The organism is Paenibacillus thiaminolyticus, from assembly GCF_007066085.1.
Lineage (GTDB): Bacteria > Bacillota > Bacilli > Paenibacillales > Paenibacillaceae > Paenibacillus_B > Paenibacillus_B thiaminolyticus.
In genome coordinates this window covers 1,155,030-1,175,098 of record NZ_CP041405.1, presented here as the reverse complement: position 1 = coordinate 1,175,098, position 20,069 = coordinate 1,155,030, and the positions used below count along the sequence as shown (strand labels likewise).

The window sequence follows — 20,069 nt, the reverse complement described above, 5'->3', positions numbered from 1 at the left end:
AATCTCAACATTTTCTGGCGTAAATCGTGTTCCCATTTGCATTTCAGCTGGTAAATTCTTGACGCTTTCATGGCACTGGGATATTATAATGATGTCCTAGTTAGATTGTGATTCTAATCATTGCAAGCTGCGAGAACGGTTGTGTAAAGGGGGTAAGACAGTAATGAGCAAACCGCAAAATAACGAGCAGAAACCTCACCAACCTCGCAAAGAAATGTCTCGTAGACAATTTCTTTCTTACACATTGGGTGGAGCGAGCGCTTTCATGTTCGTCGGTCCAGCTATTCCCATGGTACGGTTCGCCGTGGATCCGCTTCTGCAGAAAAAGACAGAGGGGAACTACATAAAAGTTGCGGAAGTTAGCAAGATTACCAATGAACCTCAGGAATTTACATTCGATGTAACGCAAATCGACGGCTGGTATGAGAGCAAGCCTCAATTGGTTGCTTGGATCAGCAAAGACGAGAACGGAGATATTTTCGCGTTATCACCGGTCTGCAAGCACTTGGGATGCACGGTTAACTGGAATTCCAACCCGAAGTACAAAGATCAGTATTTCTGCATGTGCCATGGCGCGCATTACACGAAGGAAGGTAAGCAACTGGCTGTAGCACGCGCACCGCTGGACGAGTACAAAGTGAAAATTGAAAACGGTTTTGTATATCTTGGTGACAAGATTCCGAACCAACACGTGCAGTAACAAGGAGGCGCAGGTCAGATGTTTAAAGGGGTTTACAACTGGATTGACGAACGTCTGGATATCACGCCGATATGGCGCGACTTGGCGGATCACGAAGTGCCGGAACACGTGAATCCGGCGCACCATTTTTCCGCGTTCGTGTACTGCTTCGGTGGGTTGACGTTCTTTATCACCGTGATTCAGATTTTGTCCGGTATGTTTTTGACGATGTATTACGTCCCCGACATTGTCAACGCTTACTACAGTGTCGAGTATTTGCAGACCAAAGTGGCCTTCGGCCAAATTGTTCGCGGGATGCACCATTGGGGCGCGAGTCTCGTCATCGTAATGATGCTCTTACATACGTTGCGGGTGTTTTTCACCGGCTCTTACAAATCGCCGCGCGAAATGAACTGGGTCGTGGGCGTATTGATTCTCTTGATCATGATCGGTCTCGGGTTCACGGGATACCTGCTCCCATGGGATAACAAGGCGTACTTCGCGACCAAGGTCGGTATGGAGATCGCCGATACCGTTCCATATATCGGACCGTACGTCAAGGAATTGCTGCAGGGTGGTACGATCGTCGGAGCGCAGACGCTTACACGGTTCTTCGCGATTCACGTCTTCTTCTTGCCGGCGGCTCTACTAGCCTTGATAGGCGCTCACTTCTTGATGATTCGTCGTCAAGGTATTTCAGGACCGCTATAAGAGAGGAGGAGAGACCAATTGGCACACGATAAGTCGTCGAAGAATGAGAAAATCGTATATGTCGGTGATTCGCGGATTAAGAAGAAAAACCACAACACGATCCCGCCGGATTATACCGCGTATCCAGGGAAGTCCGAAGCTTTCATTCCGAACTTCCTATTGAAGGAATGGATGGTTGGCGTTGTTGCGTTGGTGGGAATCTTCGTGTTGACCATTGCGGAGCCTGCTCCGCTAGGTTATCCGGCTGACCCGAACAATACGGCATTCGTTCCAATTCCTGACTGGTACTTTTTGTTCTTGTATCAGTTCTTGAAATACCCATATGCGTCTGGAAGCTATGTCGTAATTGGTACGGTGCTCATACCGGGTATTATGTTCGGCGGATTGATGTTGGCTCCGTTCCTGGATAAAGGGAAGGAACGCCGCTTCTACAAGCGCCCGATAGCTTCCTCGCTCATGATCGTCAGCTTGATTGCTTGCTTCTATTTGACGCGTGTCGCTTGGCTGGGGTATGAAGCTGAACTGGCAGAGCTGAATATTAGGCCAGAGCATGAGGTCCGGCTGGAAAAGGCCCGCGAAGCTGCGATGGCTGGCAAGCCTACGGGGCAGCCGAAGCCGAACAAGGAGATCGCGCTGGTTGACAAGGATGATCCGGCAATGGATTATATGAAAAAAGCAGGATGCTTGAGCTGTCACGCCACTGACCTGAAAGGTCAATCGGGTCCTCCGCTCCGCGGCATCGGCGATACATTAACCAAAGATGATATCCTCGACATCCTCCATAATGGTAAGGGCAACATGCCGCCAATGAAGGATGCGGCAAGTGAAGAGGAATTGAATCATATCGCAGAATGGCTTGCGAAACAGAAAGCAGAGAAGTAAAATAAGTAGAGACTCGAGCCTGACCGTTGTTACGGTCAGGCTCGTTCTGTAGATGAATATTAGTTCATTCGATCCGTCCTTGTTCTAAGCGAACGCATGCGCGACTTGGCTGGATCGGAGCGGAAGAAGGTAGAGTACGTATGAAGCTGACATCTTTGTTAAGCCGGTCTTTTTTAAGCCGGCGTTGGGTGCTGTGGACATTATTTTGGTGCAATCTTGTTGGCACGGTGTACGGATATTATTGGTATAAAGATCAATTGATCTATACGTGGAACAATCATCCGCTATGGCAAATTCCGTTTGTTCCGGATAGTCCGACCGCAAGTTTGTTTTTTACAATCAGCATTCTCTTCCTCTTAATACGTCCGCAGCCTCGTTCTGTATGGGGGAGCGCTATAGTCAAGATTATTGATGCGCTTGCGGTAGTCACCTCCATCAAGTACGGGGTATGGGCCTGCGCTATGATCTTTGCCGGTGCTGCCCTAGGAGCGCCGATGGTGTGGCAGGATTGGATGTTGATCAGTTCCCATCTGGCGATGGCGGTAGAAGCGCTGCTGTATGTGCGCTTATTCCGATTCGGAAGTGCCAGCTTAACGATAGCGGCCTGCTGGACATGGCTGAATGATACCGTCGACTACAGTGCCGGAGTATTTCCTTGGCTGCCTCGGACCCTGCATCCTTATTTGTTGGAGGTATGCGTGTTTACGTTCACATTGACGGGCGTCAGCGTTGTATTAAGCTGGGCAGCAATGAAGCAGGCAAGACGGAACGGTTAGCGGAGGCATAAATTTGGACATCTCCCCATACGATGATGGGGGAGGGATGTACATGCTTATTAGGCGTTCACGTTGGCTTGTTATCGTAATCGGAATCATCGGCATGTGTACACTCGGTCTGCCGCCTGCCGCTGCTGCAACAGAGCCGAACAGCATGGCCGGCAAGCCGGAGGAGCGATGGCTGAAGCTGGACCAGCAATCGGAGGCAATATATCAGGCCGTGAAGAAGCAAGAGCTTGATCAGGCGCGGCAGCTTGTGCAAAAGATGGGAGAATCGATGACCGACACTTCATTTTATGGCGCGACGGGTGTCGAAGGGGTTCGGGCGTTAAGTGACGCGATTGTTCAAGTGAAGCGCGCGCTGCCCGCGATAGAATTGAATGAGGAGCGTCTGATGCATGTGGCGGCCCGCTTGCGGCTGGCATCAGATGCGTTAATCCATAAAAAACAAGCGATGTGGCTGCAATACGAACAGATGCTGCGTGATGAAATGAACCGTATGAAGCAGGTAAAGCAAGAAAAAGAGTGGTTATCCAGCGCAAAACAGTGGCTGCTGCATGTGGACCGCATCCGACCGGCAGCGACCATTCAACGCAGTCCGGAGACGATGGAGGTCATCGACTCCCTCGTGCGGCTTGTCGAACGGGCCGTAGCCAAGCAGACGCCCCTCGCTGAAGTCAATCAGGCGTTGAATCGGCACGGGGATGAATGGCTTCGCCAATTGTTCGGCAAGACCAAGGATGCGCCGACATTCGGGCATGAAGATACAGGGACACTGCCGCTGCAATGGACATTATTATTTACGTTTATTATCTGCTCCGTCTTGTTCTATGTCGCATTGCAGAAGTACCGATACGAGCATGGCTCGATTCGGCCCGGCCGCTTCCGCAAGTAATGAATATCACCGGGCACTTGTAAATCAAGCAGCTTGAATACGAGGGGGCAAGCATTTGAGCGGATAAACAAACGTCACGTTATTGCTTGGTTCATGTGCTGGGGGTGCTGGTGGTTGAAAAATGGCTATGCGAGACAAAAGGGGAGAATTCCGAATGGAAGTCTGGCAAATGTTTTTACGTCCTTATGCATATTCTCCCCTTGCTTCAGGACAATGAACAAAAATCCATTCCACCGTGTCATTATTCACTTCCAGTTTTCCTCCCCGTTGAAAGCAGCTTTTGCCGCTATCCTCGCACTCTCTTACGCTGTGAAAGACGACGTCCAGAATAGCGAAACAAACACTGTCTAACTCTATCGAAAGAAGCACCATCATGCGCTGTGCAAGATGCTGCTCGGCAAGTTAACATATACACCGCCGTATGCTGGACAAGACGCTGTTCAATAGCTCAGAGTGCAAAGACAGACCGTCTACGCCGCGCAAGACGCTGCTCGGGATGGAGAAAACGTGTGTCCTGTATATATTAAGCTAACGTCGAGCGCATAAGACATACTTGGAGCAATTGAGATGCGACGGAAGCAGCTGGCGCATTGCGCCGGAAGTTAAATTCATCCAGATAGCGCTGCAGGTACTTGGCGCCGATGCCGTGGAACGTCTGATTCAACCATTGGCGGGCCTGCCGATACATTATATAAAGCCGGCTGTCCCGGCGAATGCGGAAAATGTAGCGGTTAATCTCCGTCTCATAGTCATGATTCTTCTCAACATGCTGATCTGTGAAGTGCTGACATCCCGAAGGAAGAAGCAGCTTGCCTGATAGATGCTCCCTGCCGATAAGCTTCATCTTATATTGTCTGGCCGGTCCGCACGCGGAGAAGGATGCAGCTTCCGCAACGATAATTGCCGTCTCCTTGTCATGCATCACGATGGGTGAACTGAATGGGCGTCCATAGAACACGATGATGCCCCGCACGTCTCCCTTCATAAGATCATGGGTATCATGATAATGAATCGCTCCTCGAATTTTATGTAAAATGAGCCAGGCCGTTTTATAGGTAACTTGAAGTACAACTTGCAATTGAACGGCATTGATTCCTGTCTTCCTTAACGAGACGAGCCAAATCGCCGCAAGCCATTTCCTGAGAGGGGTTCTGCTGCCTTCCATAATCGTTCCGGCAATAAGCGAAGTCTGATGACGGCAGGAACGGCATTCATACAGAGGAAGGCGGCGTGTTCTGATGACATAAGACTGGCGATGCTCACAGCGCGGACAAATGAAGCCTTCCGGCCATTTGATTTTCTCCACATAAGCGGCGCAATCCGCTTCGGCAGCGAATATCTTCCACAACTCCTCCAATGTCGCAATCTGATCCAATGGTCCCACCTGAACTCCCTCCAAACGATTACTTTTCCGTGAGAACGAACAAATGTTCCTAAAACAATTATAGCGAACATACATTCTGTTTTCAACCCTCTTTTTCCAAAAATGGAACCGAAAAAATTGAGATTCAACACCGGATTTTATACACAGCGTTTTACCTTGGCTTGGGGCTCATGTTTCTCCCTTCTTATCTTCAATCTCCCTTTGCGTCAGGGAAAATGAAGCCCATGTTCATTTCCCTGAAACCTAACATTTAGACTAGTAAGTCGTGTTTTGAAAATGGCAGCGAGAAAAATGAAGGGACATATAAAGAGGCCATATTTTTCATATAATAATGGGATTCAGAGCTATTATGTGCAGGCGGTGATTGTACGGTAAACAGTGACGAAACGCTTGTCCTGAACGATCGGGAGAGTGAAGTAAAGAGGCGGGGGAGAGAATCTTGCACTGATGAGGGTGAGAATGTTCAGATGAGGGTAAGAAATGTTCATGAAGCCTGATGCCAGGGACTGTCTGACGCAACGGGAGAATAGTGAAAAGAGCCTTGGGTGCATGCCTTGACTGCATGTCTTGCTCCGGATCAGATACATATTCGATTCAGATGCGTTTTGAATCCCATTCAATGTGGATCACATGCCGCATCACAGAGGAACACTTTCGCTACCGAGGCAACACGCTTATCGGAACGGGTATTCCCGATAAAGCAATAGTAATGCATAATAAAGAGATAACAAAACTTGCAACCGCAAAGATAGATGCGGCTGTCGTTCGCAGCCATGCAGCTTTTCATGAAACGCATACGCATACCCCGGTATATGAATGTCATACGAAAACTAAGTATCATAGATCGGTTTATATGTAGTCTCAAACAACAGATTCGCCTGTTTCCTGGCTTCTTCAGTATGGGCGATGATGAACCTCCCCATATCTTCTGGCGTCGCAATGACGCTGACTGCAGGTAATACATTATTTTCGTATAACGTTAACGGTTTGTAGGAATCGTTCTTATATACATACCGGCAACATGATGTGATCACCTTCGACAAACGTAAACGCAGCGGATGTAATGATGTTTTTGCAAGTTTTCTTCGGAAAAGTATAAAAGTATTTTTGGACAAAATTATCAATTTTTTCTGGCGTGAAGCGGGACGGCTGGGCTTGTACGGAGTCATTACATACGATCCCGGACATGTCCGCTACCATTTTCAGACACATCATCAATCTATTTAACACATTGCTGTCCTCCCATTTCTAGACTTTCCCCTTCTAAGTGCGAGAGGGGACTCCATCCGGTTTATATCTTCTATGACGAGGAAATTATGGTCGCATCCTATGATAAGTTAGGAGAAAAACCAAATAACCGGAAGCGTGTGCTTCCGGCGTTTTCCTTAGTGCGCGAAGTTTTATTGGTGCATGAATCTTCAGTGCAGGCGTACTGCAGGACCGCTATTCTTCGCGGAAACCCTCTCCAAGCACGTCGTGGACATCGCTGACGACGATGAAGGCGCGCGGGTCGATTTGCTTGACGAGCATTTGGAAGCGGCGCATTTCGGTGCGGCTGACGACGCAGTACACGATCTGCTTTTGCTCACGGGAATAGGCTCCGATGACGGGAATGAGCGTCACGCCCCGCTCCATCTCGTTCGTTATCGACTGCGATATCGCTTCGGCATGGTCGGTGATGACGGTGAAGGCTTTGGCCGCATATGCCCCTTCCTGAATAAAATCGATAATTCGGGAAGCGATAAAAACGCTTACGAGAGTATACAGTATTTTTTCCTTCGGGATGTAGAACAAGGCGGAGCCGATGATGAAGATATCGAGCAGCAAAATGAATTGCCCCATGCTGATGCCGAATCTTCGGTTCGCGATCCGCGCCAGAATGTCTACGCCTCCGGTGGTACCGCCGAAGCGGAACACGATGCCAAGGCCGGCTCCCAAGGTCACGCCAGCGTACAGGGGAGCGAGGATGAAATCATGCTCCGTCTGGAACGGGAAGATCCATTGATTGGCCACCGCTCGTTCGAACAGCCACAAAAACACAGTGAGGGACAGAACGCCATAGATGCTGTATATTAATTGCCGGGTTCCCAACGCTCTCCATCCAATCGCAAAAAGCGGGATGTTCAGCACAAGTGTGGAAAGAGACGGTTGAATGCCTGCGGCATAGTTCAGCAGCACCGTAATTCCGGTGACGCCGCCTTCCATCAGCTGGTTGGGAAGAATGAAGTAAATCAGACCGAACGCGTACACGGCCGTTCCGATCGTTATCGGCAGGTAGGTCTGCCATATGCGCTGCAGCCAGGTGGAATTCACGTGTGGCAAGGCTCCTTTTTCATTAAAGATAACCATCGCGCCTGAGCGGCGCATTCTTAGTATATCGAAATAAGTTACATATAAAAAGCATTTGTTTTCCAGCCGGGTATACGTTAACATAGTAGCAGAATGAAACAGCTGAAGAAGGGGATGGCATGGCGACAAATTCGGATTTGAAGGTGCTCTTGTCGACGCTGCGCGAGAAGCCGTTAGCAGAAATGCAGCGCGAAGTGGACCGTTACATATCCCAATTCAAGGAAGGATATTTCAGCCCGCTCGCCTTGCTAGCACGCTTATCGGAAGAGGTAGGCGAATTGGCCAGGGAAGTGAATCATACGTATGGCGAGAAGCCGAAAAAGGCTTCGGAGGCGGATAATTCCATTGAATTGGAGCTGGGAGATATCCTGTTCATTTTATTATGCTTTGCCAATTCGCTTGGCATTGATTTGACGAAGGCGCATGACGATGTCATGCACAAATTCACCACGAGAGACGCTGATCGGTGGACCCGGATTGAGGAACATCCGAACGGTTAGCGGGCAAGATAAGGAAAGGAATGGGCGAGGATGGAACAAATCAAAGTAGCTGTTGTCGGAGCAGGAGGCCGAATGGGCCGTGAAGTCGTAAAAATGGTGCTAGGAGATGAAGCGCTTCGCCTCGTTGCCGCTGTCGATCGTTCGGCAGGACCTGTCGACGCCGGTTCGCTGGTCGGATTGCCGGCCTGCGGCGTTATCGTCGAGTCCGATCTCGAGAAGGTACTGCAAGTAAACGCGCCGGATGTCATGGTTGATTTCACGGCACCGCAAGCGGTGCTGCGCAATACCGAGCTGGCGATACAGCACGGGGTTCGTCCGGTAATCGGAACGACGGGGTTCGCTCCGGAAGATATCGAACGGTTGGGCGGCATGTGCAAGGAACAGGGAATCGGCGGCTTGATCGCACCGAATTTCTCGATTGGGGCGATACTTATGATGCGCTTCGCGCAGCAGGCGGCCAAATATTTGCCGGATGTAGAGATTATTGAATACCACGGGGAGCAGAAGCTGGACGCGCCTTCGGGGACGGCAATTAAGACGGCTGAGCTGATTTCCCAGACGAGAGAAGAGAAGCGCCAGGGCAATCCGAATGAAGAAGAGAAGCTGGAAGGTGCGCGCGGAGGGTACTATAATGGATTCCGAATCCATAGCGTACGGCTTCCGGGGGTGTTTGCGCAGCAGGAGGTTATTTTCGGCGGTTATGGACAAACCTTGAAAATTCGCCATGATTCTTATGATCGGGCCGGCTATATGCCGGGCGTCAACGTCGCGGTGAAGAAAGTGATGGAGCTGCAAGAGCTGGTTTACGGATTCGAACATCTGCTAGATGACTAAGCCCGTTATATTACAGGGGATATCGCAACGGAGGTTACAGCATGTACAAAATCGCATTTATCGCACATGACCGGAAAAAAGACGAGATGGTCAATTTCGTGACGGCGTATGAAAGTGTATTCCACGGCCACCAGTTGTACTCGACTGGCACGACGGGGCTTCGCATTATGGAGAGAACCGGTCTGGATATCCATCGCTTTCAATCAGGGCCGCTCGGCGGCGATCAGCAGATTGGCGCACTGGTTGCCGAGAACGAGATGGATCTCATTATTTTCCTGCGCGATCCGTTAATGGCCCAGCCGCACGAGCCGGATATTATCGCGCTGCTTCGTCTATGCGACGTGCAGGGCATTCCGGTGGCCACGAATGTGGCGTCGGCCGAAATTTTGGTCAAGGCGCTGCAGCGCGGCGATTTTGCATGGCGGGAATTGGCTCATAAATACAAGCCGGGAGTGGAAGAGTAATGAATGAACTGGATATCCTTGCCTTCGGCGCGCATGCGGACGATGTGGAGATCGGGATGGCGGGCACGATTGCCAAGCATACGAAGCTCGGCTTCCGTGTCGGCATCTGCGATCTGACAGAGGCGGAGATGTCCTCGAACGGAACGGTCGAGCGGCGGCGGGAGGAGGCACAGCAGGCAAGTTCCATTCTTGGCCTGACGGTCCGCGACAATCTAAAGCTGCCTGACAGGGGGCTGGAGCTTCGGCGGGAGCATATCGATGCGGTTGTCGGCGCGATTCGCCGCTATCGTCCGCGCATCGTCTTCATGCCTTACTGGGAGGATCGCCACCCCGATCATATTCAATGCAGCCGCATTGTGCAGGAAGCGATTTTCAATGCGAAGCTGCGCCGGTATATGCCCGATGCGCCCGCCCATACGGTGGAGCAGGTTTTTTATTACTTCATTAACGATATTGCACCCGCTCAGATTCTGGTCGATGTGACCGATGTCTATGAAGAGAAGCGTAACGCGCTGCAGACCTATTCTTCTCAATTCGTCCGCCCAAGCGGCACGGACGATGTCGTCTTGACACCGTTGAATCAAGGCTATGTGGAACGGGTCGAGGCAAGAGACGCTCTGCTCGGGCAGGCCAGAGGCTTTGCCATGGCTGAAGGCTTTGCCATGAAGGGGCCGTATGCCGTTTCCGCCTTTTTATAATTATCAGGTCAAGGGCATGCTGGATGCCGTTGAACGAGCATTTTGGAACAGATAGGAGGGAATCGGCTTGAAGGAAGGACTGAAAATCGGAATTACCTGTTATCCGTCTCTCGGGGGCTCCGGCGTCGTTGCGACCGAGCTAGGCAAGCTTCTGGCGGAGCGCGGACATCAAGTGCACTTTATTACCCACAATATTCCATTCCGCCTCGGATCCGGGTTCTTGAAGAACATCTACTATCATGAAGTGGATGTCAACGATTATTATGTCTTTCGCTATCCGCCCTATGATTTGTCGCTGGCGAATAAAATGGCGCAGGTAGCCAATATGCAGCAGCTCGACGTTCTGCATGTTCATTACGCCGTACCGCACGCGGTGTGCGCCTACTTAGCCAAGCAGATGTCCCATCCGGATCTGAAGGTCGTCACGACGCTGCACGGGACGGATATTACGGTTCTCGCCCAGGATGAATCGCTCAAGGACATGATCCGGTTCGCCATCAATGAGAGCGATGCGGTTACTGCCGTCTCCCAGGATTTGATCAAAGAAACGCGGGAGCTGCTGGAGATTACCCGCCCGATCGATTTGACCTACAACTTCGTTGACAAGCGCATCTACTATCCGCGGGATGTCACTCAGCTTCGAGCTGAATTCGCTTATCCGTTCGAAAAAATTGTGATGCATATTTCGAATTTTCGTCCGGTCAAGCGGGTGGCGGATGTGGTGGATATTTTTTATCGCGTGCAACAGGAAGTTGCTTCCCGTCTCGTCTTCGTCGGCGAAGGACCGGATATGCCGAAGGTGCAGTGCAAAATCCGGGAGATGGGGCTGGAGGACCGGGTTCACTTTCTCGGTAAGCAGGATGAAATCGCCCAAGTCATTTCGATGGCCGATTGCTTGCTGCTTCCTTCGGAGAAAGAGAGCTTCGGCCTGGTCGCGCTTGAAGCGATGGCTTGCGGCGTGCCGACGATCGGCTCGGAGGCCGGAGGCATTCCGGAGCTGGTGAAGCATGGAGAGACCGGATTCCTCGCTCCGATCGGGGATACGGAAGCGATGGCGGATTACGCCATTCAGCTGCTAAGCCAGCCGCAGCTCGCCCGCACGATGCGCGAGGCGTGTCTGCATCGGGCTCATCACGATTTCTGCAATGATCTGATCACATGGGAATACGAACAAATATATTACCGGGTGCTCGGGCAAGAGGTCGGCATTCCGAAGCCCGTCTGTTAACGTACAGCCGGAATTTATTGCGCGCAATGGCTGCCATTGCGCGCGCTTGTATGTAAAGGGGGTGACCCATCGATGAAATGTAATGTTGAAGAAGAGTTGCTATATGCGGAATCGAAGCAAGTGATGCGCCAACTGCTGGACATGGGGCATGAAGCCTATATTGTCGGAGGCTCCGTGCGGGACAGGCTGCTCGGCCGTCCGATTGGCGATATTGATATCGCCACCTCCGCTCTGCCGGAGCAGGTGATGGCGTTGTTCCGGCGCGTCGTGCCTACGGGACTCGCCCATGGCACGGTTACGGTCGTCATGGATCATTATACATATGAGGTAACGACGTTCCGCAAGGAATCTGCCTACGAGGATCATCGCCGGCCCGAAGAGGTCGAGTTCATCGACGATCTGGAGGAGGATCTCCGGCGCCGCGACTTCACGATCAACGCGATGGCGCTTGATATTGAGGGCCGTCTGCGCGATCCGTTCGGCGGCCGCGCTGATCTGGAGCGGGGCCTTATCCGCTGCGTCGGCGATCCGGAGACGCGCTTCCGCGAGGATGCCCTGCGGATGCTGCGGGGCGTCCGGTTCGCGTCGCTGCTGGGCGGACGCATCGCCAAGTCGACGTGGCGGGCGCTTCTCCGCCAGCGGGAGACGCTGCGCTACGTCGCGATGGAACGCGTGCGCGACGAGCTGTGGAAGCTGACCGCGGGAGCCAATCCGGCCCGCGGGTGGGCCATGCTTGCGCGCAGCGGACTCCTGCGCTATGCGAAGGAGCCGCTCGGCGCGCTGGCGGGGCCTGCGCCGGAGGGCTGGCCGCGGCTCTTGTGCGCGCTCGGGTCCGTGGCTGGACCCGAGCTGCGCTTCGCCGCGCTGCTGCTCGGCCTGGCGGCCGGCGAGGAGGAAGCGAAGCGCATCGTGCAGGCTCTTCGCTTCTCGGGCGCGCAGCAGGACGCGGTGCTCGGCGTCCTGCGCGCGGAGGTGCGGCTGGCGGCCGGAGGCGAGGCCGCCCTGGCCGGGTCCGGCGGCGAGCACGCCTGGCGCCGGGCCTACGCGGAAGCGCTCTACGCCTGCGGCGAGGACGCGCTCCGCGGATGGCACGCCTGCCGCCGGGCGCTGGCTGGCGTGCCGGAGGAGCGGCTTGCGCCGTTCCTGCGGGACGGCGAAGCCTGGCTCCAGCGCATCGCCGTCCGCCGCTTGCCGGATATTGCCCTGACGGGCGGGGATCTGCTGCAAGCGGCGGAACGGCCGGCCGGGCCGTGGCTTCGCGAGGCGCTCGAAGCCGCCTGGCTCGCCGTCGCGCTCGGTGATGTGCCGAACGAGCGCGACGCGCTTAGGAAATACGTGCAGAAAGAGTGGAAGCGAGAATGAATCAACAATTACTGGACTGGTTCCGGGAACACCCGGGTCAATATATTTCCGGCGAGGAATTGAGCCGCCGGCTCCAGATTACGCGGACGGCCGTATGGAAGCAGATCAACGTCCTCCGCGCGAAGGGCTACGCCTTCGACGCCGTGCCGAAGCTCGGGTACCGGCTTGTGGCCCAGCCGACCCGGCTCGATGAGGCGGCGCTGCTAAGCAAGCTGGCTCCGGGCAACTTCGGCAACCGGCTGCGCATTGTGGAGAAGACGGAGTCGACGCAGAACGAAGCGGCCGCCTGGGCAAAGGAAGGCGTGCCCGAGGGTGCGGTCGTGCTGGCGGAGGAGCAGACGGGCGGACGGGGCCGCCAGGGGCATGTCTGGCATTCGCCGGCGGGCAAGGGCATCTGGATGAGCATCGTCCTGCGTCCCCGCATTCCGCTGCCGTATACGCCGCATCTGACGCTGCTCGGGGCGGTGGCCATGTTCCGGGCGATGAAGAAGCTGACGTCGGCCCCGCTCGGCATCAAATGGCCGAACGACATCTTGGCCGACGGCAAAAAAGTGGCCGGCATCTTGCTCGAGTCGGCCGCCGAAGACGAGCGGCTGCTCTATGTCATCGCCGGCATCGGCATCAGCGTCAATCTGGATGCGGCCGATTTCCCGGAGGAGCTGCAGGAACGGGCGACGTCCTTGAAGATCATGACGGGCCGGGAAGTAGACCGGGCGTCATTGGTGGCGGCATGCCTGCAGGAGCTGGAGCAGCTGTACCGGCTGTATGAGGAGGAAGGGTTCGCGCCTATCCGCACGCTGTGGGAGGCGCAGAGCATTACGCTCGGCCGGCAAGTGACTATCGAGACCCCCCAAGGGCCGTTGCAGGGCATAGCGGAAGGGCTCGATGAATCCGGGGCCCTGCTGCTGAGGGATAAGACGGGAACGGTGCAAAAAGTTTTTTCCGGAGATGTGCATTTTTCCGGGTGAAACCGATCCATGAATCTGCTATACTGTAGTCGGTGAGGCGGTATCTCGGGAGAGAATCGCACTCACCCGAGTAAGCAAGGAACATCGTGCCGACAAGTACATATTCCTTGACGAACGTGGTGCACGTATCTGCTCTGAGCCGAAGGGACCGAGACAGAAGGACGTCCGCATGCGACCTCTTTTTCTCTTTGGTGACCTTTTTAGCAGGATATGCTGAAAGGTTTTTTTGTTTTGCGCACACTAAAGAGAAGGAACGAGGCCGATCAACAAAAAGGGGCTGACCTCGAAGGGTCTGTGTTCCACAAGATTCCGCCATAAAGCGGAACTTAGTGAGCAGCCTCTACAAAAGGAGATGGATGTACGAGATGGCAACACAACCGTTAAGCATTGTGAAAATGAAGGCGATGAAGGGGCGGGGGGAAAAGCTGGCCATGGTGACGGCGTATGATTACCCGTCGGCTCAGCTGGCGGAAGCGGCCGGCGTCGATTTGATTCTCGTCGGCGATTCGCTCGGCAACGTCGTGCTCGGCTATGACTCGACGCTGCCGGTCACGCTCGACGATATGGTGTATCATTCGCGCGCCGTACGGCGCGGCGCGTCCCGCACCTTCATCGTGACAGATATGCCGTTCATGACGTACCACGGCAGCATGTCCGACACGCTGGCCGGCGTCCGCCGCATAATGCAGGAAGGCCATGCCCATGCCGTCAAAATGGAGGGCGGCAAGGAAATCGCCGCCACGGTCGAAGCGTGCGTGCAAGCAGGGGTGCCCGTCCTGGGGCATATCGGCTTGACGCCGCAGTCGGTGCATCAGATCGGCGGCTACCGCATTCAAGGCAAGACGGCGGAGGATGCGAACCGCCTGCTGGAGGATGCCTTGGCGCTGGAGAAGGCCGGCGCGTTCGCGATCGTGCTCGAGCTGGTGACGGCGCAGGTGGCGGCTTATATTACGGAGCGGCTCTCGATTCCGACGATCGGCATCGGGGCGGGCGCGTCCTCCGACGGCCAAGTGCTCGTATTCCACGATCTGCTGCGCTATACGGCGGATTACCGCGAGAAGCGGTTCGTCAAAACCTATGCCGATATTGGCGCCATGATTCAGGAGGGGATCGGTGCCTATGTGCGAGAGGTGAAGTCGGGAGCCTTCCCGGCGGAAGGCCATTCGTTCACGGCCGATGAAGAAGTGCAGGTCCAATTGTACGGGCATGCCGGCCGGGAAGAGGAGGATGTCCGATGATCACTGTTCGGACCATCGCCGAGCTGCGGACTGCGGTCCGCAGGCTCCGGCAGGAAGCGGAACAGCAATCGGAACGGGCAGAGGTCGGATTCGTCCCGACGATGGGCTATCTTCACGAAGGCCATGCCAGTCTGATGCGGCAGGCGAAGGAGCAGTGCGCGGTCACGGTGCTGAGCATCTTCGTGAATCCGATTCAATTCGGGCCGAACGAAGATCTGGCCCAATATCCGCGCGATGAGGAGCGGGATCTGAAGCTTGCGGCTTCGCTTGGCATCGATATCGTTTTTCTTCCGTCCCCGGAAGAAATGTATCCGCAGCCGACGAAGACGACGATTCATGTGCGCGAAGTTACCGAGCGGCTGTGCGGCGCGTCCCGCCCGGGTCATTTCGACGGGGTCACGACCGTCGTCGCGAAGCTATTCCATATCGTCAAGCCCGATCGGGCATACTTCGGTATGAAGGATGCGCAGCAGGTCGCCGTCATTCAACAGATGGTGGACGACCTGAACTTCGATGTCGCGATCGTCCCTTGCCCGATTGTGCGGGAAGCGGACGGGCTCGCGCTCAGCTCGCGCAATGTGTACCTGAGCGGCGAGGAGCGCGAACAGGCGCTCGGCTTATCCCGCTCGCTCCGCATGGCGGAGCAGTGGCTTCGGGAGGACCCGGCGCTCACGGCGGGAGACATAAAGTCCCGCCTCCGCCAGATTATCGGCGAAGCGCCGCTGGCGGATATTGATTACGTTGACATATTGACGTTCCCGGCGCTGCAGGCGCTGCCTTCTGATGAACCGGCCGGCAATGCAGGGAGCGACGTGCTTATCGCGCTGGCGGTCCGCTTCGGGCGAACGCGCTTAATTGACAACCGGCTGTTCAGCCGCCAAGGAGGACGCTTATGTTCCGTGAAATGATGAAATCGAAAATTCACCGGGCGACGGTGACGGAGGCTAACTTGAATTATGTGGGCAGCATTACGATCGACGAGCATCTGATGGAATGCGCCGACATTTGGGCTAATGAGAAAGTGCAGATTGTCAATAATTACAACGGCGCCCGTCTGGAAACTTACGTCATTCCGGGGCCGCGCCATTCCGGGGTCATCTGCTTGAACGGGGCGGCGGCACGCCTGGTCCAGCCCGGAGACAACGTCATTATTATTTCATATGCGTCGATGACCGACGAAGAAGCTCGTTCCTATACGCCCAAAATCGTGTTCGTCGATGGGGAGAACAAGCCTGTCGAATTGATGGCCGGCACGGAAGTCCACGCGACGGTCAAGTAACTTGCCTAGATAAGGACCGTCGGCCAACACAGCGAACAACGGTACAACACTTCATCCTGGACAGGCCCAGCTCTTGACAGCGCCAGGCTCCGTTGGGTAAACGTTGGAGCACGGAATGAAATCCACCCCCTTAACACACAATGAACGTAGATCCGTTATGAAGACGATACGCATCACTCGTAAAGGTGGGATGGAATCGTGCTGCAACAAGTATTCGCGACGATGAATGAAGTGCTGGATGAGTTAATTCGCCAGTATCCCCAAGCGGCGGGAGAGCGCAAGCAGGAATTGGACCGGCAATTGAAGGTGCTGTCCACCATGAGCGATTACATCGTGGAGGAGTGGCTCCGGTTCGAAGAGAAGCTCGCCTCGCTGCGCCCGCACAGTCCTAATGACGTGATCGAGGCGCAGCCGCAGCCGACACTGCCCGATATTACGGATCCGTTCCAGCGAGGTCAGGGATACTACATGCTGATGATGTATGATGAAGCCGTCAAGCATTTGGAAGCGGCGGCATCGATAAGGCCGGACCATATCGACAGCCGCATTTATTTGGCCATGAGTTATTTGCATCTGGGCCGGAATCAGGAAGCGGGACATCATTTTCAACTCATCATTCCTCTGACCGAGAGCAAATGCCTCAAAGCGATCGCTTACAATGCCTTGGGATGCATCAGCGCCGAGCAGCGGGATCTTTCCAAAGCGAAGGAATACTTCAGCAAAGCGCACCTGCTTGATCCTTCACTGCCAGAGCCTGTTTTGAACTTGAAAGCGTGTCTGTCGGATGGCGATCATTTGCAATATGGCGGTGAGTGGATTCACATGCCGTAACCAGAGAGGGAAACCTGTACGTAAAAATACGCACAGATGTTTCCCTCTGTGCATTTCCAAATGACCGATCATCTGTTATGCTAAGAACAGAAACGGTGAGAGGAATTAACAGATAATGAGATTTGCTGTGTTGGATTTTGAGACGACGGGCAATCAGCCCAGCGATGAAATTATACAGATTGGCCTTGTCGTTCTGGGGCATGATCTGAACGTAGAACAACAATACCACACCCTGGTCCGTCCGACGGTAAGCATACCCGAATTCATTACCAATCTTACCGGCATCTCCGACGGGGATGTTCAGGATGCGCCAGATCTGGACGAGGCCATGACCGGGATGGTGCCGCTGCTGAGCGACGTTGTCCTTGTGGGCCACAATGTAGGCTTCGATTACCAATATTTGCGCCAAGCGCTGGAGCAGACCGGTTATTTGCCGTTCACCGGAAGGATATTGGACACGATTGAGCTGCTTCGCATTTTGTTCCCTTCGCTTCCTTCCTATCAGCTAGGCTCCGTAGCTCATGATTTCGGCATTGCCCATGACAGGCCTCATCAGGCGGACAGCGACGCGCTTGCGACGGCGGACATCTTCCGCCGGTGCATGGAAGCTATTGATGACCTGCCTCTGCTTACGCTGCAAGGCATCGTCGATGTGTTCGGGGATCACGAGGAGCGGGATTTGAAGTGGCTTCTGGCGGAGAAGCTAACTGAACGGGAACGCAATATGGCCAGCTGGGAGGAGGAAGGCTATTTCCCCCACCGTCAGCTGATGCTCAAGCAGGACGATTGGACCGACACGCCGCCGCCCCGCGACGCGTCCGCGGACAACCCGCTGTCCGGCAAGTCGTTCCGCCATTTTCTGGATGAAGTGAAGCGGCGAATGGAAGCGATGCTTGATCATTACGAGCCCCGCGCTTCGCAGGAGCAGATGTTCAACGAAGTGATGGAATGTCTCGATCAGGACAAGCATCTGCTGATTGAAGCCGGGACGGGAACCGGCAAGTCGCTCGGTTATTTGCTTCCGGCCCTGTATCAGAGCGTTCTTCATGAGAAGAAGGTGGTCGTCAGCACCCATACAATCAACCTGCAGGAGCAGCTGAGACAGCGCGATGTGCCGCTTCTGGAGCAGATTGTTCCTTTTTCGTTCAAGGTATCGCTACTAAAAGGGCGCAGTCACTATTTGTGTTTGCGTAAATTTGAACATAAAATAAGTAACAGAGAGTTCGTCCACGCAAGAGATGACAGCATTACAGCGGCGCAGCTGCTCGTGTGGCTTAGCCGGACGGAGCATGGAGATGACGAGGAGCTTCATCTCGTTCACAAAGGCCCCGAGTTCTGGGATTCGGTATCCAGCGACAGTGATTCGTGCCTGAACCGTTCCTGTCCTTGGTTCCGCCGCTGCTTCTATCACCGGGCCAAAAATAACGCGAACCTCTCCGATATCGTCATTACGAACCATTCGTTATTATTTACCGACGTGATGGCGGACCATCGTCTGCTGCCAGGCTATGAGCATCTCGTCGTTGACGAGGCGCATCATTTCGAGGAGACGGCCGGCAAGCACTTGGGGACGAATTTGCAATATTTTTCACTCATTCACCCGCTCACCCGGCTGTTCAAAGACAGCAAGAGCGGCGCTCTTGTCGTCCTTCAACAGCGACTTCGGTTGTCAGGCCATGAGAAAGCGCTTATCTGGGCCGAAGGGATCGACAAGCTGCTGCAGCAGATCGTCGACGTGAAGGAACAATGGGATCGGCTGCATGACATGCTGTATCAGCTGCTTCCTTCCGGGGAAGCCGGGCAATTCGAGGGCGGGCAGGCGGTGCTGCGCCTCCCGGCCGGCGAGCGTCCGGAGAGCTGGCCCGAGGCGGTAGAGCTGGAGAAATCGATCCACACCCGTCTCAGCGATATTGTGCGCTCGGGCGAGAAGCTGGTCAATGAGTGGAAAGAGGCCGATGACGACGAACTGGAAGGCGTCATCGTCGATATTAGCGGGCTTCTGAAGGATGTAGGCCTGGTCCGCGACGATTTCCGGCTGTTCATGCAAGGATCGGATCCAGAGACGGTCTACTGGATGGAGGGCAACACGCAGTTCAAATTCAAGTCGCTGCAGATGTATGCCGTGCCCGTTGACGTGAGCGAGGCGTTGAACCGTTATTTCTTCGAGCCGAAGAAGAGCGTCATCCTCACTTCAGCCACATTGTCCGTAGATAAGTCCTTCCAGTTCGTGCAGGAGCAAATCGGGCTGATGGAGGCTGCTAACGACGGCAGGCTGCATACGGTCATTCTGCCTTCCCCGTTCAATTACCGGGAGCAGGCGCTGGTCGTTATCCCGCGCGATTTCCCCAGCGTCAAAGGATCATCCGACGCGGTCTTCAATCAGACGCTCGCGAAATCGATCGGGGATGTAGCGCTCGTCACGCGCGGCAGAATGCTCGTCCTGTTCACCTCGTATCGTATGCTCCGGGATGTATACGAGCCGCTGAAGGAGGCGCTGAGCGCGAGCGGCATTCAGGTGCTGGGCCAAGGCATCGACAGCGGGAACCGCAGCAAGCTGACGCGCCGCTTCCGGGAGCAGCCGGCCTCCGTGCTGCTCGGTACGAGCAGCTTCTGGGAAGGGGTCGACATTCCTGGAGACGCGCTGACCTGTCTCGCCATTGTCCGGCTGCCGTTCCAGCCGCCGAACCATCCGCTCGTCGAAGCCAAATGCGACCGGCTGAAGCGCCAGAAGCAGAACCCGTTCCGCAAATATTCGGTTCCGCAGGCGGTTATCCGCTTCAAGCAAGGCTTCGGACGCCTTGTGCGGACCGCTCAGGACAAAGGCATCGTCATCGTGTACGATACACGGGTCATTGAGACGAGCTACGGCAAACATTTCTTATATTCGCTTCCTGGGCCGAAGATGGAGCACATGGCCAATGTGCAGCTGGTGCCCAGAATCGAAGCGTGGTTAAGCGAGCACGAAAAATAGGCGTGTAAGAGCGATGAGGG

18 protein-coding genes and 1 pseudogene are annotated in these 20,069 nt (G+C 54.5%); 17 read left to right on the top strand and 2 right to left on the bottom strand.

Annotated elements, in window-relative coordinates; all coding sequences use genetic code 11:
• The first annotated feature begins 163 nt into the window (after positions 1-163).
• The 5 genes from FLT43_RS05255 to FLT43_RS05235 all read left to right on the top strand — a co-directional run bounded on the left by FLT43_RS05255 (position 164) and on the right by FLT43_RS05235 (position 3,943).
• Positions 164-700 (top strand): QcrA and Rieske domain-containing protein, encoded by a 537-nt coding sequence (locus FLT43_RS05255; protein ID WP_006678864.1) that lies wholly within the window; start codon positions 164-166, stop codon positions 698-700.
• An 18-nt stretch (positions 701-718) separates the two neighbouring features.
• Positions 719-1,390: a menaquinol-cytochrome c reductase cytochrome b subunit gene (gene qcrB, locus FLT43_RS05250; RefSeq protein ID WP_006678863.1), complete on the top strand. Its 672-nt coding sequence runs from the start codon at positions 719-721 to the stop codon at positions 1,388-1,390.
• A gap of 18 nt (positions 1,391-1,408) precedes the next feature.
• Complete coding sequence (locus FLT43_RS05245; RefSeq protein ID WP_087441913.1) at positions 1,409-2,272, top strand: menaquinol-cytochrome c reductase cytochrome b/c subunit; 864 nt, start codon at positions 1,409-1,411, stop codon at positions 2,270-2,272.
• A gap of 140 nt (positions 2,273-2,412) precedes the next feature.
• A complete protein-coding gene (locus FLT43_RS05240) occupies positions 2,413-3,048 on the top strand; it encodes a DUF1405 domain-containing protein (RefSeq protein ID WP_087441912.1) in 636 nt (211 codons plus the stop codon).
• A gap of 52 nt (positions 3,049-3,100) precedes the next feature.
• Positions 3,101-3,943 carry a sporulation protein YpjB gene (locus FLT43_RS05235; RefSeq protein ID WP_087441911.1) on the top strand — a complete coding sequence of 281 codons (843 nt, stop codon included), beginning with the start codon at positions 3,101-3,103 and terminating at the stop codon, positions 3,941-3,943.
• Between the two features lie 470 nt (positions 3,944-4,413).
• On the opposite strand, the pseudogene FLT43_RS05230 reads toward FLT43_RS05235, so the two are convergent.
• A pseudogene (locus FLT43_RS05230) lies at positions 4,414-5,327 on the bottom strand (transposase).
• A 1,443-nt stretch (positions 5,328-6,770) separates the two neighbouring features.
• On the bottom strand, positions 6,771-7,640 hold the full coding sequence (locus FLT43_RS05225) for a YitT family protein (RefSeq protein ID WP_087441908.1): 870 nt from the start codon (positions 7,638-7,640) through the stop codon (positions 6,771-6,773).
• A gap of 155 nt (positions 7,641-7,795) precedes the next feature.
• Here FLT43_RS05225 and FLT43_RS05220 point away from each other — a divergent pair, with 155 nt between their 5' ends.
• The 12 genes from FLT43_RS05220 (at position 7,796) to dinG (ending at position 20,049) form a co-directional block, all read left to right on the top strand.
• Positions 7,796-8,176: a nucleotide pyrophosphohydrolase gene (locus FLT43_RS05220; RefSeq protein WP_087441907.1), complete on the top strand. Its 381-nt coding sequence runs from the start codon at positions 7,796-7,798 to the stop codon at positions 8,174-8,176.
• Positions 8,177-8,206: 30 nt separating this feature from the next.
• Entirely contained in the window at positions 8,207-9,010 is an 804-nt protein-coding gene (gene dapB, locus FLT43_RS05215; RefSeq protein WP_087441906.1) for a 4-hydroxy-tetrahydrodipicolinate reductase, read from the top strand.
• Positions 9,011-9,051: 41 nt separating this feature from the next.
• A complete protein-coding gene (gene mgsA / locus FLT43_RS05210) occupies positions 9,052-9,474 on the top strand; it encodes a methylglyoxal synthase (protein ID WP_087441905.1) in 423 nt (140 codons plus the stop codon).
• Positions 9,474-10,172, top strand: coding sequence for a bacillithiol biosynthesis deacetylase BshB1 (bshB1, locus tag FLT43_RS05205; RefSeq protein ID WP_087441904.1), 699 nt, complete (start codon positions 9,474-9,476; stop codon positions 10,170-10,172). The genes mgsA and bshB1 overlap by 1 nt, the downstream gene beginning before the upstream one ends.
• 67 nt (positions 10,173-10,239) lie before the next feature.
• A complete protein-coding gene (bshA, locus tag FLT43_RS05200) occupies positions 10,240-11,400 on the top strand; it encodes an N-acetyl-alpha-D-glucosaminyl L-malate synthase BshA (protein ID WP_087441903.1) in 1,161 nt (386 codons plus the stop codon).
• 72 nt (positions 11,401-11,472) lie between these two features.
• Complete coding sequence (locus FLT43_RS05195; RefSeq protein WP_087441902.1) at positions 11,473-12,762, top strand: CCA tRNA nucleotidyltransferase; 1,290 nt, start codon at positions 11,473-11,475, stop codon at positions 12,760-12,762.
• Entirely contained in the window at positions 12,759-13,730 is a 972-nt protein-coding gene (locus tag FLT43_RS05190; protein ID WP_087441901.1) for a biotin--[acetyl-CoA-carboxylase] ligase, read from the top strand. The genes FLT43_RS05195 and FLT43_RS05190 overlap by 4 nt, the downstream gene beginning before the upstream one ends.
• A 356-nt stretch (positions 13,731-14,086) precedes the next feature.
• On the top strand, positions 14,087-14,968 hold the full coding sequence (gene panB / locus FLT43_RS05185) for a 3-methyl-2-oxobutanoate hydroxymethyltransferase (protein ID WP_087441900.1): 882 nt from the start codon (positions 14,087-14,089) through the stop codon (positions 14,966-14,968).
• Complete coding sequence (panC, locus tag FLT43_RS05180) at positions 14,965-15,876, top strand: pantoate--beta-alanine ligase (RefSeq protein ID WP_087441899.1); 912 nt, start codon at positions 14,965-14,967, stop codon at positions 15,874-15,876. Before panB ends, panC begins: the two co-directional genes overlap by 4 nt.
• On the top strand, positions 15,861-16,247 hold the full coding sequence (panD, locus tag FLT43_RS05175) for an aspartate 1-decarboxylase (protein WP_087441898.1): 387 nt from the start codon (positions 15,861-15,863) through the stop codon (positions 16,245-16,247). The genes panC and panD overlap by 16 nt, the downstream gene beginning before the upstream one ends.
• A 198-nt stretch (positions 16,248-16,445) precedes the next feature.
• A complete protein-coding gene (locus FLT43_RS05170) occupies positions 16,446-17,078 on the top strand; it encodes a tetratricopeptide repeat protein (RefSeq protein ID WP_087441897.1) in 633 nt (210 codons plus the stop codon).
• A gap of 115 nt (positions 17,079-17,193) precedes the next feature.
• Positions 17,194-20,049, top strand: a complete 2,856-nt coding sequence (dinG, locus tag FLT43_RS05165; protein WP_087441896.1) for an ATP-dependent DNA helicase DinG — start codon at positions 17,194-17,196, stop codon at positions 20,047-20,049.
• Positions 20,050-20,069: the final 20 nt, after the last annotated feature.